Origin of the sequence: Atopobium deltae (assembly GCF_001552785.1) — a bacterium.
GTDB classification, from domain to species: Bacteria; Actinomycetota; Coriobacteriia; order Coriobacteriales; family Atopobiaceae; genus Atopobium; species Atopobium deltae.
In genome coordinates, this window is the sequence record NZ_KQ959487.1 from 114387 (window position 1) to 129651 (window position 15265).

Below are 15265 nucleotides of genomic sequence, written 5' to 3' on the forward strand. Positions count from 1 at the left end.
CTACGCCTCCTTAGGTGTGTCGGTGTCGGTCATGTTTTTGGCGCCAATGTGCGCGCGATACATGTCGGCATATAGCTCGCAGCTTTGCATAAGCTGCCCGTGCGTGCCTGAAGCCTCAATGCGACCATCGTTGATCACCACAATGCAATCGGCATCTTTGACGGTCGAAAGCCTGTGCGCGATCACCACGAGGGTCTTATCTTCCACCAGTTTTGCAACCGCAGCCTGCACTTCGGCCTCCGATTCAGGGTCGGTGTAGGCGGTTGCCTCATCAAGCAACACAATGGGCGCGTCTTTGAGCATGGCACGCGCAATAGCAATGCGCTGGCGCTCGCCGCCCGAAAGATGCCCGCCCGAGCTGCCCACAACCGTTTGGTAGCCCTCGGCTAAGCTGCAAATAAACTCATGGCAGCCCGACGCCTTGGCACAGGCGATAACCTCGGCATCAGTCGCAGCAGGCCTACCCATGCGAATGTTATTCATGATCGTATCGTCAAACAAATACGTCTTTTGATCGACGTAAGCGATAAGACCAGCGAGCTGCTCGGCGGTCATCTGCGGCAGCCCCACGCCAGCAATAGAAACGCTTCCCTGTGTCGGGTCCCAAAAGCCCGCGATAAGGCGCGCCAGGGTCGACTTGCCTGAACCAGAAGGTCCCACCAGCGCCGTCACGCTTTGCGGCTCGATGTCCAGATTGATGTTATGCAGCACTTCTCGAGAACCGTCATAACTAAATGACACATTATGCAAGCTAATTGGCTTAGCGAGAAGATCGGCGGGGTTGACGCTCGTGCCCAAGGGCGCGTCGGAACCCATATCGGCGCTCGCACGCTGTTGCTCGGGCGCACTCAAAACCTTTTGAATCTCCCCCACCGTGATACCGATTTCGGCCAGAGCATCGCTGAAGCTCATGGCAGCATACAGCGGCGGAAAAATGCCGAGTGACAACACCGCTGCCAGCACAAACGTTTCGGGCGCAAGGGAGCCATCAAGCACAAACAAGCAGCCCAGCGGAAGCACGAGCAGCAAGGTCGCAGGGGCAACGCTGAGCGCGACATCGGACCAAATCTGGCAATGCGCCATCCAGTCGATAAAGGCGTGCGCCGAATCGTGCACCGCCTGCGAAAACTTTTTGTAGGAACTCGCCGACTGACCAAAGGCCTTAATAACCTCCATGCCCGAAATGAACTCGACGGAGGTATTGTTCATGATTTTGCCCGTACGCACGGTGTTACTAAACCATTTATCGTAATCGAGCATCATGCCCATCATACACACCATGCCCAACGCTATAGGCACAAAGGTCGAAAGTGCAAGCCGCCAATCGAGCACAAATAAATAGACGATAACGGCGCACGAAACAAGTAGATTAGAGCTGAGCTCGGGCACTGCGTGAGCCATGGTTGTTTCAATGCTGTCGACCTTCTCGACCATCAGGGCTTTGAGCGTGCCCGACGGCGTATCGAGCACGTAGCCCATGGGCACGCATGTCAACTTTTGCGCAAGCATGCGGCGGATGCGCGACACCGTGGCAAAGGTCGCCGCGTGCGACACGGCCGTGGAACTAAAATGGCCGATAAGATACACGAGGTAGCCCGCGGCGGCCCACGCAAGCCACTGCACAAAGCCGTGCCAATCTCGAGAGCCCTGCAGGATGTTGGCAATAATATTGCCAGCCGCGACGTAGGGAACCATGCTTCCCGCTACGCCGAGAATAGCAAGCGCGACCGAAAGCGCATAGTCTTTCTTTTTGTCCGACCATGCAAACAGTTGCGCTATGGGTGAAGGCTGCCGCGTGACCTCGTTTTGCTGCCCGGATGCAGCCGCCGCTGCAGGCGCAGCGGCTGCAGCGGGTGCAGAGCCAGCCTTAGTATCTTGGGTACTCATAACATTTCCTCTCATGAGCCTCTTGTGCGGTTTTTGTTAGCGGTATCTAACTATAGCCTTTTTGTCTTAATTTTGTAACAGTGTAATATTTTATTTTGTGGAAGGCTCGTAAAAATTTTCCGCCTCTCTGCGTGAGCTGCGAGTCGCCACACGGGCGTTGCCGCACGAACACTACGGTTATGCCGCGGACGTGCACGGCGGTTATACAAAGTGATTTTCCAGTAGCACTGGCGCGTAATGGTATAAGCAATTTATTTTTGCATGTGGTATGTTAGTTTCTATGAATATGCATCCTGACATAGCAAAGCCCGCACAAACGCAGGTAGGGCAAGCTACGCAAAAACAGGTAGCACGAACTGCGCAAACGCAAAAACACTCTAACGGCGCACCTCTGCGACTCGCTATTATTGGCGGAGGCGCCGCGGGGTTCTTTTTAGCACTAAACGCACACGAGCTCCACCAACGCTTGAGTCAGGAAGCCGCTCGCCAACAGCTGCAGCAACAGCACCCACAGCGCAAACAGCGGTCGGCGTGCCCACAGCACCCATACCCCCGCCCGCTCGAAATACATATCTTCGAGAAGAGCGCCCGAGTAATGAGCAAGCTTGCACTCACGGGTCATGGCCGCTGTAATTGCACGAATACCTTTGCTAAGGTCAAGCGCTTGGATGAAGTATATCCACGCGGGTCGCGACTGCTTAAAAAATTGTTTAAACAATTTGGCCCACGCGACACCTACCAATGGTTTGAGGAACACGGTGTAGCACTTATGACACAGGACGATCAACGCATCTTTCCTGCAGCGCAAACAAGCCAAACCATACTCGATATGTTCTTAGAGCATGCGCACAAATACAGAGTGCAGCTGCACCTCAAACAGCGCATAGACTCCCCCGAAAACCTGCTCATACAAAATGGCGGCTCCTTCGATTTTGTCGCCGTGACCACAGGTGGCGCTTCGACTGCCGTGACCACTGGTGGCTCCCCTACGAGTTCTGTTGCGGATACTGTATCTGCCTGCGTGCCAAGCCTGTTTGGTTTTTGCATTGCGGATCCGCAGTTGTGCGCACTCGCAGGATCTTCTCGGCAGGAGGCACGCCTCAGTATTCCTCACACGTCATTTTGTGCGAAAGGACCGTTGCTCATCACGCATCAGGGCGTAAGTGGACCAGCAGCGCTTAGCTTGTCAAGTTATGCGGCGCGGTGGCTTGCCGAGAAGGGCTATCAGCATGAGCTTTGCATTAACTGGACTGGTGCCCGCAATCAGGACGAAATCCGCCAGCAGCTTGCAGACCTGCTACAAAAAAATCCTCACAAGCGTCTTGCAAACGTGCAGCCGCATCAGTTGAGCCAGCGCTTATGGAACTACCTTATCGAGAAGAACGACCCAGCGCTGCGCAAGAAGCACTGCAGCGAGGTATCAAAAAAGCAGCTTAATAAGCTGGTGCTCACGCTTGCTAACGATACGTACGAAGTTTCTGGACGCAGCGCTCATAAAGAGGAGTTTGTGACCTGCGGAGGGGTTTCTTTGCGAAGCGTGAACTCGGCTACGTTGGAATCAAAGCGGCAAGCTGACCTGTACTACGCTGGAGAAGTTCTGGATATCGATGGCATTACTGGAGGCTTTAATCTGCAGGCTGCCTGGACGTGCGCCTGGGTGGTCGCACATGCGATCACATGCATAGCCACCCAGGTTGACTAATGCTTTACGTGTCGCCTAGAGCTGTTGCTTTCGACACCTCCAAAGGCGACATCATCATCTAAACACGCTTACTTATCTTGTACAGCACCCTGAGCCGTATCCTGAGTTCCACTTTGAGCCTTCTTCTGGAAGTATGCATCAAGTTTTTGCGCGTACAGCTGCTTTTCGTATTTTGTTTTAAGCGTAAACACCACCGAGAGCGCTGCAAAGATAACCAGGTAAATGATCGTAAAGGTTGCCCAAATGCCAAGGTTTTGCGCTGGAAACCACGAGAATACCGTCATAAACAAGACGCATAAAATAACGTACAACACAACACCAAACAGGGCAATTCTTGCAGGGTAGCTGAGCGCCTTAAACACATAGTGCGTAAAAAAGACTACTTGTAATCCGACGGCGATCGCACAGGCACCAAATAGCTGCCACGAAAGCAAAACGCCCTGCAGGGCTTCTCCTTCGGCAAATACGGTGCCCACAGCCAAAAAGATGAGCATAACCGTCGTAAAAGAGATGCACAGCGAGGTAGCTGCATACATCCAGGGGTTACCAAAAGCACCTTCGAGATTGCTTGATTCTTGATTCTTGTAATCACTTGTTTGCGTGAGCGTTTTCATAAAAGTCTCCTTGCATTTAGGCGTGCTGCAGACAGGCGTTTAGGCGTGCGTTGTAAGCGTGCACCTTTCGAGCGGGTACGGCGGCATACGGCCGCAAACGATTGACCAGCCTACATGTCGAGTTTTTTGCGGATAATCCCAGCGTATTGTCGCGAAACGATGAGTTTCTCGGCATTATCGAGCGTAATAATCAAACGCCCGTTAAACTCGGGTTCAATGCTCGCAATACGGTTAAAATTCACAAGACAAGCGCGTGCAATGCGCACAAAGTCGCAGGTTTCCAGGCGCGCTTTGGCTTCGTACAGCGGCATTCCCAAACGCAGCACGCTTGTGTCCGTATAGGCAAAGCAACGCTTATCGACCGATTCGATATAGAGCACCTGCGCGGTAGGAACTACGCAAAGCTTCTGACCGTCCATTCCCGAAAGGCGCTGTGCGTCGCTGCGCAAGTTTGTTACCAAACGCTGCAGTGTTTCCGTCTTTTGCGGATACCGGACAAGCACATATATGTCATTCAGCTGTTCATCCTGCACAAGCTCTACTTTCATTAATAAACCCCCTCTCATACAAGCTGCTTTAACCATAGAACATCAAACAACTTGCTTTGAGTGTAGGGGGTTTATCACACAAGTTCTCTGCGAAATGACTGAGTTGCAAAAATGCCTGCCTCAGTTGCAAAAGCGCGACCACACCAAACGCTATACCTTGATTGACGGAGGCACCACCTTCGTTTTTCTCGTCAGGCGTGCGTAAATCAAGAAGAGCACAATGCCGATGACCGCGCTTACTACGATGGAGCCACCAGGGCGCACGTCGTAATGGTACGAAAACGTCAAGCCGCTCAAAGTGTAAATCATGCCCAGAATCACGGACAAAATGCAGGTCTGCTTATAGCTGCGTGCGACGATAAGGGCCGTCGCGACGGGCAGCGTCACGAGCGACACTACCAACAGAGCGCCCACGACTTTGCAGGCAAGCGCAATCATAATGGCGGTAACCAGCGTAAAGATGCCGTTGACAAAGCCAACCTTCACGCCCGACAGACGGGCAATGGTGGTGTCCACAGCCAAATCCAACAAGGCCGCATAAAAGACAATACTGATGACCACGGTCAGCACAAACACAGCCGCCGTGCTGATAAGATCAACCACGGTCACCGACGAAATCGAGCCAAACAAATACGACTCAAAGGTGTTTCCACCAGGGGCGAGGTCGGCCAAAATAACGGACAGACCCAGGCCAGCGCTCATAATAACCGCCACCGACATATCGCCGAAGTGCGGCATCTTAGCACGAATGCCCTCGATGAAGAAGGCCGAAATCACGCAGCTAATCACGGCGCCAATAACGGGATTGAATCCCAAAATCAAACCGAAGCCAACACCCATAAGCGAAGCATGCGACAGAGCGTCGCTGACCATCGACGTTTTGCGGTTGATCATCACAATACCAATCAGGGGCAACGCAATCGCAAGCATGATGCCAGCAGCGAGCGTGCGGCGCATAAAGTCAAACTCAAGCACGATTCATCCTTCCTGCATCAATTTTGTACGTTGCATCAAAGCTCACATGCCTGCATACCAGCTCAAGCTCATGCGAGACGAGCAGCGTCGTAATGTCGCGCTCTTTGCGAATGCGCTCGAGGGTATCCAAGAAGCTAATTTTGCTGTCATTGTCGACACCAGCGGTAGGCTCGTCCAAAATCAACAGCTGCGGGTTGTTGATAAGCGCGCGGGTAATCATGACGCGCTGTTGCAAACCACCCGAAAGCTCATTAAAAGGAACGTTGATATAGGTGGACAGCCCCATTTGCTTTAGCGCCGTTGACGCCTTTTGAATATGCTTTTTACGAGGCACTTTAATAAAACCAAAGTCGTTATACAAACCTAAGCAGACCATCTCGCAACAGGTTGTGGGAAAGGCAACCTTGTCCATCACACTTGCCTGAGGAACATACCCAATACGCGTCAGGTCGGTAAGCTTGTCGATGGGCGTACCAAACAGCTCTACCTTGCCTTTGAAGCCTTTGAGCTCGCCCAGCAAGACCTTTAACAGCGTCGACTTGCCCGAGCCATTCTCGCCCGTAATACAACACGCCTCGCCCTTCTCGACGCAAAAATCAATGCCGCGTAGCACGGGGTCGGCCGTATATCCAAACGTAAGCTCGCTTACATCAATAATGTGCATAGCGTCTCCTACTACTTCAGCGACTCGTAAATCGCCTCGATATTTGCTCTCATAATTTCGACGTAGCCGTTCATCTTGCTGCCCTGCTCCTCGCTGACATACTCCATCGAGGCCAGCGGAATCGCCTTGCCGCCGATTTCTCCGGCTACGGTATCGGCACCCTTGGACGACGCACCAAGCTCGTAAAACACGGTGTTGACGTTATGACGTTTGCAAAAATCAACCGCCTTGCGCACCGTTTTGAGCGCGGGGGCCTCGGTGGACGTCAGTCCCTGCAAGGGAAAATGTTTAATGTTAAAGTCGCGGCATAAATACGAGTACGCGTTGTGCGTGACCACAAATTCGCGCCGCTCCAGCTTCGAGAACTTCTCGTTATACTCGGCCGTAATGTCGGTTAGCCGAGAAACCACGTTGAGCTTGTTCTTTTTAAAGCTGCGCGCCTCGTCGGGTGCCAGCTCGCATAAGCGATCCTGAATAGCGCTGCAATACTGCTTCGCGTTGACGAGCGACAGCCACGAGTGCGGGTCAAAGGTGATCTTATCGTGACCCGATGATGAGCCTTCCATCAGGGTTTTTGTTGGAATTTCGTCGTCATTCTCGCGCGTCACAAAGCGATACGACAGCAAGCTTTCGGAAGCGCGATCCGAAATAATGATCCAGTCGTCTCCGTCGGGAAGGGTAAAGCCAATGTAGCCGCTTTCGTGACCCATCTCCAGCGCGTAAACGTGGTCGGGCTCCACCGTAAACGTCGTGTGCTGCGTCACGACGGACCCCTTTTGATTCATAATGCTGCGACCGTGCTTAATGAGGTCGGCCTGACTCATCTGCTTTTTGTCTTTGAGAAATGCGACGCGCAGAATATCCTGGTGCGTGTGACCAAATTCAAAGCCGTAGGTCCCTGGCTTGACCTCAAGGCGGGCCATGAACTGGAACTCTCCCATGGCGGCGGCACCTTTATAGGTGATAAGTTCGATGCTGTCGGACAGCTTTAGCACGGGCAGGTCGGGCAGATTGTCGCGCACTTGGTCGAGCCAGTGCTCCATGTTGGCACCGTTTACGACCAGTAGGTGTGATTCTGACAAATTGCGCAGCGACCGAGGCGTGGGCTCCCACATGTGGGGATCCTTGTTCGATGGCATAAATGAATGCAGGTTAATGGCGTCGCCCGCCACCTCGCGCACCAAATCAAAGACGGGATAAAACGAGGCATACACGGTTGGTTTTTGCCCCTCTTGCAGGGCATGTTTATGACCAGAACGCCCAGCACACGCAGAAAGTGAGCCGAGCGCCAGAGAAGACAGCGATGCTGATGCACATAAGCCGAGAAATGCTCTTCTCGAGTAATCCATATAACACTCCTGTGGTGTAATGGTATCTATCGTACATATATGAAAAAACTTACATATGCCAAATCTTTCAGATAAGCACGTTATAAGAAAGCAGGCTGCCTGCGGCACGTGCCGCACTCAATCGTGCGTACGTGTGTCGCACGTGGGGCGTGTCGAGCACAGTATGTGCCATGCACAAGCAGCCTGCTTGCAAGCTACAAAGATTTATTCTTTGATCTCGCCCTTGATCTGATCAAGCGTGGTAGAAGGCTTCACGAAGGTGGGATACCAATCGGTCTTCTTCTCCATCTCCTCTACGCTTGCGCCAAAGCGAAGGTGGAAGTGAACGAGCTCTTCCTCACCGTGAACGCCCATGAGCATCATGTAAGGATACTTGGCATCCTTATCGGTAGCCTTGAAAATGTTCCACTCGAGCTCGGCGCCGCCGTGCTTAACCTTCTTGGCCTCGACAAACTCGTACTTGGACTTAGCAATCTCTTTGCCGTCCTTGTCCTTAAAACCATCAAGGAAGGTGATGCTGTCCTCGGTAACCTCGATGCCCTTGAACTCTGCGGCAGTCTTGGTCTTCATCTCGTTTTTAACATCTTCGGGCTTCTTGTTGTCGCGCTTGGCTACCTCTTCGTAGGTAGCGTCAAGCTCTTTTTCGTCGAGATAACCGTCGATGCTGTTCCAAACACCCTTCCAGTCAGCCAAAGAAGCAGCCTTCTTGGTGTCTTTTTGCGCAGACTCGGCTGGCTTTTCTTGCGACTTTGAGGTATCCTGAGCCTTCTGTCCGCCGCAGCCCACGAGCGTGAGCGCCAACACCATAGAGATGCCAGAAGCGGCAATACCGGTAAGCTTGTTCATTTCAAACCCTCCATTCGGATTGTAGCTATTAGTTAGCCTTGGTTAACATTAGCTTAAATTACTCTACCGTCGCGCTGATGTCAATAAAAAACATTCTTTTTTTGCGTCAGTCTTTACGGTATGTACACATGCTTTTACATGCGCATATGTACATATTTTTATAAAGCGTGGTCGCGGGGTTGGGGGGGTAGTGGTGGCGCGACTGGCGTGCGGCAACGCGGCTGTGTTGACGCGATTAGCGCGACTGGCACGGCGTTGTGTGCCGGTGTTGTGCGCGATCGCACCGTTGCAACGTTGTGGCGGCGCAGAAGATGTGTCCGAACTCTGATTTACACTTGGACAAGGTATTAGGCAAAGCTCTTACGTGAAGTATTTGCCAAAAGAACAACTATAACCCACACAGGTACTCATGAGGTATCTCATTATTTTTCTTACGGCTTTTGCCGCATCCACTCTCATCCACTACGCCAAAAGAAGATCCCCTGAGTAACCTGTAACCAAAATGTAGCAGCTCATGCCAAGCTCTTTATACAATTCTTCGTCCATGTAGGGACATTACAGTATTACGGGGTTATCGCGTCTGTGTAAAGGCTCTTGGGCAGAACGCGCGTTTTCGGGCAACTTTTTCCACATCGCCTTAAAAAGTGTTTTATCTCGTGCCTTATTAGATTCGCCTATATCTTGATTAGATTCGCCTATATCTTGAATGCTGTCACTTTCATCAAAACTAACTTCTAAACTGTCCATATAATTTTTGTCTATAAATATTAGTATCTGATTAAGTGGGATACACTCTTTAGGAAGTTCTGGTATGCATATTTTTAAGGGATTTCCTTAGATAAATTCACCGTAATTAAAAAATCCAACAGCAAATTGTCCTGTGGCCACAAGCTCACTAAAGGGACCCAGTAACCATACAACATCAATTCCTTGTTTTAAGTCATCCCAGTAAGTTAAACCGTATAAAAGTGTAATTTTTTTCCATAGCTTGCTCCAGATAAGCTATCTGTACTCTATAAGCGACCCTTACGAACAGCCTACATAAGCGGCACTCTGCAAAAAGGTGCAGGGTGCCTTACAATGATTGGCCCCCTTGGGCCCAAAGCATACGGTCTGCATAGTAAGTGCGCAAGCAGCTCTTCAGACGAGACATACAACGAAACGTTTCCTCGTGCTTCGATGTGCTGTGGGTCAATGCGTTGCGCCTTGAAGGCTCGCGTGTAACGTCATTCTAAAGGAACGCTTAGACACATCTTACGCACTACATGATAGACGTAACGTCTGCCACGATGAATTCGGAGAGATACCAGTTGCTAAAAGGACCGTTCTCCTCATCGGAATTATGAAAACACACGACCGCCACGGGGGTCACCACCTTTTTGAGCGCAACGCTGATATGTGCAGCGTTGATATGCGCTGTGTTGATATGCGCTGTGTTGATATGCGCTGTGTTGAGCGCCACAATGATCAAGCGCCTGATTGCATCGGATTACTCTTGATTGCGTACGATTTTGTATAAGCTACTTGCATTATACTAGAGCCGAAAGAAGGTGGTCAGCTTGAAAAAATCAACCTGGGATTTTTATGCTCCCGCCTACCGCTTTGCCATGCGGGGCGAGAAGACCACGTATCGCTGGCTATACGATCATATACAGCACCGAGTGCACGATAAGACCGTGCTTGAGCTCGCGTGCGGTCCTGGCATGTTAGCAAAGCATATAGCGCCCGTAACCAAACAAATGATAGCAACCGACTATTCGGAAGGTATGATTGCACAAGCAAATAAGCAGCAGGGCGGCGATGATGCTGGCGACGACTGCACTGTCAGTGTTGGCGATGCTAGCATCGCTAGCTACACTGACGACATTTGTGCTAGTGGCGCTGGCATCGCTGGCTACACTGATGCTGGTGGCGAGCACGATGAGCGCGCGAAACTTACATTTGAAGTTGCTGACGCAACCAAGCTTGCGTATGTTGACGATTCATTTGACGTTGTTATTATCGCCAATGCTTTACATACGATGCCACAACCCAACCTAGCCTTGCAAGAAATTAAGCGTGTGTTGCGTCCAGACGGGCTGCTTATTGCTCCAAATTTTGTTGTTGCGAGTAATTCTGGCTTTGTGGGTAAACTTTGGCTGCAGTTTCTAAAAATGGTGGGGCTAAGTTTTGACCACAGTTGGTCGTATCGAGCATATCTTAAATTCTTGGCGGTGCATGGCTGGGATTGCACCTATTCCAAGCTGCTCGAAGGTCGCGTGCCTCTTTGTTATGTTGAGTGTCGTCGCACCCATACGAGCAATTCTGATTTTACAAATCTGGTATGACGCGAGCTTGATGAGATGCTGTAGCAACTGGTTTAGCATACACGGCGCCCGCAGAAAACGTAATGTCTTCTACGGGCGTTTCGCTTTTTTTATATGCGCCTACGAGCACTGATAGACACGCTTGGCGCTTAGCGCTTGGCGCTTATGGACGCTTAGCGCTTGTCTGCCTTCTTGTTGCGCCTGTGTGCAACAAACCACGAGGCTGCAAGCATACCTGATCCCATGAGCGTTCCAACAAGGCTTGTCGAAATGTTGGTCAGATCACCCGTCTTTGGCACGGCGCGGGTTGCAGCGGCCTTGGGCGATGGCTTGGGCGTGGGCTTAGGCGCAGACGGCGGCACTGGGTGAGGATCGGCAGCCTTTGTAGGAACAACCGTCAACTGGATGGTCTTCTCGTCAGAAGCAGAAGAATCCTTGCCGTCGGGCCACTGTACCGCGTTCCACACAAACGAGAACAGCTTGCGCGTGCCCGCTTGTGACGTAGCCACGGCCGAGAAGTCTCCCACAACCGTACCGACAATCGTATGTGGCTTGCCAACGGTCGCCTCGTGGTCCAGCTCGACGGCAGGTACGGTCAGCTTCATCCAACCGTCGGCGGCGCCCGCAGCGTCAACCACAGCTTTAAGGTCGGCGTAAGTCTTGATCGCGGCGGGATTAGCCAGCGCAAAGCGCACGGTGACCGTTTTGCCGCTCACTGAAACGTCACTCACGACAAAGCCAGGGCCAAAGTCCAAGAGCTTAATGCTATCCTTCGTCAGGTTTTTGGGAAGGGTCATACCGTCGGGAACCGTCATCGTTGCCACAAACGAGAAACGCAACGACGAGAGTGCAATTTGATCATGCGCCGTTCCTGGGTAGCGTGCCTCAATGGCCTTCATCTGGTCGCGAATGGTCTGTGCCAGCAACGCGCCCGTCAAGTCAAAATGCTCGCCCTGTGCAAGCTTCAACGGCTCGGTGTGGGTGGTGTTGGTGCCCACGAGTATATCGCCTGGCAAGTCCGAAACCAGAGGCGTCGGCACAGCAACGGTGAACAAAATACCATCATCAACGGATGCGGCGGTAAAGTCCTTGCCTTCGGGCTTTTGCACGCCGTTCCACTCAAACGAGAAGAGCTTACGTGTGCCCGCGTCATTGGTGGCGCAAGCCTTAAAACTTCCGTCAAGCGTGCCTTTGACCGTGGCTTTTGTGCCAGCGGCAAGTGTGTTGCTGAGTTTGACACCAGGCAGGGTGAGCTTCATCGTGTCGGCGAGTTTATCGATAACTGCTGCTTGCAGATCCTTGTAGGTTGCAATGCCATCTTTCAGCGTAAGCGTAATGCTTACCGTCTTACCGTTAACCTCTACCTTACTGACGCTAAAGGTGTCCGCAAAGCCTTCAGTCTTAATGTCGGCAGCCGTGAGCGTGGAAGGAAACTCCATGCCCTCGGGAAGCGTAAAGATCGCCTTAAAGGACGAGCTCATGTCCGAAAGGGCCACTTTGCTGTAATCGGTGGTGTTGGGGAATTTCTTCTCGATACCGCGCATCTGAGCTTTGACGACCGAGGCCTCGATGGTGCCTGTAAAGTCGATGGTCTGTCCCGCCACAACGGGATAGATGCTCGTATGTTGCGTGTCGTTGCCCACCATAATGTCCGCGGGAAGCGCGAGTTTCTCGTGAATACGCTCGATCGCGGGGTCGGCAGCCCAGTTCAAATAGAAAGTGTAATCCTTGGTAAGCGTGATGTCGTCACCAATCTTGGCTTCTGTCGTCCCTTTTGCATCAACAAACCAGTAGTGGTAGGCCTCGCCCAGCGAAATGCCAAAAATGGAGCCGAGGGACACCTTTTTGCTTTGCAGCACGTAATAGGGGCGCGTTGCCAACTTGGTGTAGACGGCATCATTGGCCTGCTGCGTAGCACCCAAAATACCAGGTGTTTTATGCGTCAGCGAGCTATCCAGCGAGCTCAAAAGTGCACTGAGCTTGATCTGATCGGCCACCTTGGCCTGTTTTTTAACAACGGCCACTTCCCCACCGTTGGCATCATGCTGAATATCAAAGGCGGATGGGTGCGTCTTAAACACGCTGTCGGGCGCAAAGACGCCGCCGTTGGCCGAAAACTTCACGCTGACCTGCTGCTCTTCCCAAACGGCATACAGGTCGAGGGTTGTCACTCCAGGCTTTATGGTAACGGTGCTACCTTCGGCGACCTTGGTGCCCGCGCCCTGCGGCTGGGTGCTCCAACCCTTAAAAGTCTTTCCTTCGGGAATGAACTTTGGCGACGCCGTGGCGATTTCGTCTTTGGTCAACACCTTGGCAGAGCGGTCGGCCCTGCTTGATGAGGCAAGATAGGTCACCTCAGGATTTTGGTCGTTGTGGTACTTGATGGCATACGACGAGGCATCTGCCTGCCATTTTGCATACACCGTTGTGTCGGTCGTGACAGCTACATCTGCCGAGAAGGGCTTCTCGGCACCCGTCGCATCCTTATAGAACCAACCTACAAAGTTGTAGCCAGCCGCAAAGGGATTCGACGGAAGCGCGACACTGCCGCCGCCCACCGCCGTCGCATCCTTGAGCGCGTAGCCACGCATAGCAAGGGCGATCTGGTTGGCAGACGAGCCGTCGGCGTAGGACGCGTCAACCGTTTGTGCTGCGTCGGGCGCATTGAGTACAAACGTCAGTTTTGCCGCAGGTACCCATACATGTTTTTTGCTATCGCTCGAGGCTTTGTCCACGTGATACTCATAGGCAACGCCATTTTTATTCAGTGGCGTGAGCGTGGTGGGAGCAGCGTCGGCCAAGGTAAACAGCGAGAGTGGCTCGTTGCCATTGGCTGGTCCGTTGGTAGGAGTCGTGCTTCCGAGGCTACTGTTGTAGTCGGGAGCATATTTTACGAGGTGAGAACCGCCCAGCACGATGTAATTCTGTCTTGTCTCGCCAGCGCCCGAGTCGGAATCTTTTGCGGCAGGGCTTTCGACCAAGCAGTTGGGACCAAGCTCGATAGTACCCTTCGCTTGTGCGCCAAACAGCGCACCATACTGTTGTCCGTTGCCCTTGATCGTGGAATTTGTAAGCACAACGCGGCCCGTATTGACATTAAGGCCGCCCGTGCCAGCGTTGTTGAGCTCGAGCGTCGAATCGGTAACGACCACATCGCCCTTGCTCACACCCACGGAAATGCCCGCAGTACTGCCAGCGTTTGCCACGATGCGCGAGCTCACAATATTTGAGGCACCCTGGATGGCCAGACCCGTCGAGTGACGCCATCCGCGCTTATTAATGATAAATTCGCTGTCCAGCATCGTGAGCTTGTTGACGTAAAACGACATGCCAAAGCCCTCGACGGTAAGCGAAGCATTTTTGAGCGTCAGGTCGCGCGCATCAAACCAAGTGCGATTTTGCGAAACCACGTTGATAGTGCAGTTCTCGAACACCACACTGCTCTCGTAGAAGTTGGAGTTGCATATATCGTCGGCGGTAATGGTCAGCTTATTCTTACCAGCAGAGCCTTTGACCAAGCCACCAAGCGAAATGCCGCGTCCATCGCTGAAGCCGTTGCCTATAAACTTGTAGGTACCATCAGTGATGCTCGAGCCTTTTTCTGCAATAAGGGCGGTCTTGAAGCCTGACATGCTGAGCGTACCCGTACCCGAAAGCGCGGCACCAGACTTAAGCACAATACCGTTGATGGCATTTCCTGTGCCCGTGATGGTTGCGCCCGCGTCACCAATCCTGAGCATGACGCCCAAAGGAATGGTCTGCGTGGCACTCAGCGCATGCGTACCTGTCAGGTGAATGACGCTAATGCTGGGATTTGCTTTTTGCAGCTCCAACGCACGAGGAAGCGTCTTAAGCGCTTTTGCAGCGGAGCCGTCGTTGGTATCGCTTCCCGTTGAGCCATCAACCCACAGCTCAGTTGCCGTGCGAGAAGATCGTGCGGCTGTGCGCGTTTGCGGCGCTGGCGCGGGGGCTGGATCTGCTTGCGTAGAGGCTGGAGTCGAGGCTGACTTCGTTGGGGCCGCAGTTGGTTTCGAAGGTGTTGAAGCTGTCTTCGTTGCGCTTCTGCCCGCAGGCGTTGCGGGTTTCTCGGCAGCTCCCGCAGGCTGTGTCGCGGCACGAACCTGTGCTGCAATCTGTGCCAGTGACAGTGTTGGTATCATGCTTGTCACAATAAGCGCTGCAAACAGGCAGCTTGTCGTTATGCGAACTGTTTTTGAACGAAGCAGTTTCTTTGCTTTGGTTGTATGTGTCGACATGGTTCTTCCTATTCCAAAAACAACAGGTTCGATGACCCTAAAAAATAAATGCAGGAGGATAGAGTGTGCAAATGGACGTGGCGATGCTGGATCTCGCCGCAAACGCGCGGCAGGCATG

The 15265-nt window shown here is 52.4% G+C and carries 11 protein-coding genes; 2 read left to right on the top strand and 9 right to left on the bottom strand.

Annotation, left to right across the window (positions count from 1 at the left end):
• Window positions 1-1887: an ABC transporter ATP-binding protein gene (locus tag HMPREF3192_RS02280; RefSeq protein ID WP_082715569.1), complete on the bottom strand. Its 1887-nt coding sequence runs from the start codon at window positions 1885-1887 to the stop codon at window positions 1-3.
• Window positions 1888-2482: 595 nt separating this feature from the next.
• Between HMPREF3192_RS02280 and HMPREF3192_RS02285 the strand changes: the two genes are divergently transcribed.
• Window positions 2483-3589, top strand: coding sequence for an aminoacetone oxidase family FAD-binding enzyme (locus HMPREF3192_RS02285; RefSeq protein ID WP_231723339.1), 1107 nt, complete (start codon window positions 2483-2485; stop codon window positions 3587-3589).
• 68 nt (window positions 3590-3657) lie between these two features.
• Here the strand turns inward: HMPREF3192_RS02285 and HMPREF3192_RS02290 are convergent, their stop codons facing one another.
• The 7 genes from HMPREF3192_RS02290 to HMPREF3192_RS02325 all read right to left on the bottom strand — a co-directional run bounded on the left by HMPREF3192_RS02290 (window position 3658) and on the right by HMPREF3192_RS02325 (window position 10047).
• Window positions 3658-4203 carry a hypothetical protein gene (locus tag HMPREF3192_RS02290; protein ID WP_066304981.1) on the bottom strand — a complete coding sequence of 182 codons (546 nt, stop codon included), beginning with the start codon at window positions 4201-4203 and terminating at the stop codon, window positions 3658-3660.
• A 110-nt stretch (window positions 4204-4313) separates the two neighbouring features.
• Window positions 4314-4751 carry a LytTR family DNA-binding domain-containing protein gene (locus HMPREF3192_RS02295; protein WP_066304983.1) on the bottom strand — a complete coding sequence of 146 codons (438 nt, stop codon included), beginning with the start codon at window positions 4749-4751 and terminating at the stop codon, window positions 4314-4316.
• Window positions 4752-4901: 150 nt separating this feature from the next.
• On the bottom strand, window positions 4902-5726 hold the full coding sequence (locus tag HMPREF3192_RS02300) for a metal ABC transporter permease (protein ID WP_231723332.1): 825 nt from the start codon (window positions 5724-5726) through the stop codon (window positions 4902-4904).
• Window positions 5719-6390, bottom strand: a complete 672-nt coding sequence (locus HMPREF3192_RS02305; protein WP_066304984.1) for a metal ABC transporter ATP-binding protein — start codon at window positions 6388-6390, stop codon at window positions 5719-5721. Before HMPREF3192_RS02305 ends, HMPREF3192_RS02300 begins: the two co-directional genes overlap by 8 nt.
• Window positions 6391-6401: 11 nt before the next feature.
• Window positions 6402-7739 (bottom strand): metal ABC transporter solute-binding protein, Zn/Mn family, encoded by a 1338-nt coding sequence (locus HMPREF3192_RS02310; protein WP_066304985.1) that lies wholly within the window; start codon window positions 7737-7739, stop codon window positions 6402-6404.
• A 204-nt stretch (window positions 7740-7943) separates the two neighbouring features.
• Complete coding sequence (locus tag HMPREF3192_RS02315) at window positions 7944-8585, bottom strand: ZinT/AdcA family metal-binding protein (RefSeq protein ID WP_066304988.1); 642 nt, start codon at window positions 8583-8585, stop codon at window positions 7944-7946.
• 1261 nt (window positions 8586-9846) lie between these two features.
• The gene (locus HMPREF3192_RS02325) at window positions 9847-10047 is read right to left on the bottom strand and encodes a hypothetical protein (protein WP_156422834.1); all 201 of its coding nucleotides are present in this window, start codon (window positions 10045-10047) and stop codon (window positions 9847-9849) included.
• Window positions 10048-10144: 97 nt separating this feature from the next.
• Between HMPREF3192_RS02325 and HMPREF3192_RS02330 the strand changes: the two genes are divergently transcribed.
• Window positions 10145-10912, top strand: a complete 768-nt coding sequence (locus HMPREF3192_RS02330; protein ID WP_066304994.1) for a class I SAM-dependent methyltransferase — start codon at window positions 10145-10147, stop codon at window positions 10910-10912.
• 152 nt (window positions 10913-11064) lie between these two features.
• On the opposite strand, the gene HMPREF3192_RS02335 is transcribed toward HMPREF3192_RS02330, so the two are convergent.
• A complete protein-coding gene (locus HMPREF3192_RS02335) occupies window positions 11065-15147 on the bottom strand; it encodes an InlB B-repeat-containing protein (RefSeq protein WP_066304995.1) in 4083 nt (1360 codons plus the stop codon).
• Between the last annotated feature and the right edge of the window lie 118 nt (window positions 15148-15265).

Excerpts from the sequence above, each read along its gene's own strand:
- HMPREF3192_RS02280 (WP_082715569.1), bottom strand. The coding sequence starts at position 1,887 with ATGAGTACCCAAGATACTAAGGCTGGCTCTGCACCCGCTGCAGCCGCT.
- HMPREF3192_RS02315 (WP_066304988.1), bottom strand. The coding sequence starts at position 8,585 with ATGAACAAGCTTACCGGTATTGCCGCTTCTGGCATCTCTATGGTGTTG.
- HMPREF3192_RS02310 (WP_066304985.1), bottom strand. The coding sequence starts at position 7,739 with ATGGATTACTCGAGAAGAGCATTTCTCGGCTTATGTGCATCAGCATCG.
- HMPREF3192_RS02285 (WP_231723339.1), top strand. The coding sequence starts at position 2,483 with ATGAGCAAGCTTGCACTCACGGGTCATGGCCGCTGTAATTGCACGAAT.
- HMPREF3192_RS02290 (WP_066304981.1), bottom strand. The coding sequence starts at position 4,203 with ATGAAAACGCTCACGCAAACAAGTGATTACAAGAATCAAGAATCAAGC.
- HMPREF3192_RS02305 (WP_066304984.1), bottom strand. The coding sequence starts at position 6,390 with ATGCACATTATTGATGTAAGCGAGCTTACGTTTGGATATACGGCCGAC.
- HMPREF3192_RS02335 (WP_066304995.1), bottom strand. The coding sequence starts at position 15,147 with ATGTCGACACATACAACCAAAGCAAAGAAACTGCTTCGTTCAAAAACA.
- HMPREF3192_RS02295 (WP_066304983.1), bottom strand. The coding sequence starts at position 4,751 with ATGAAAGTAGAGCTTGTGCAGGATGAACAGCTGAATGACATATATGTG.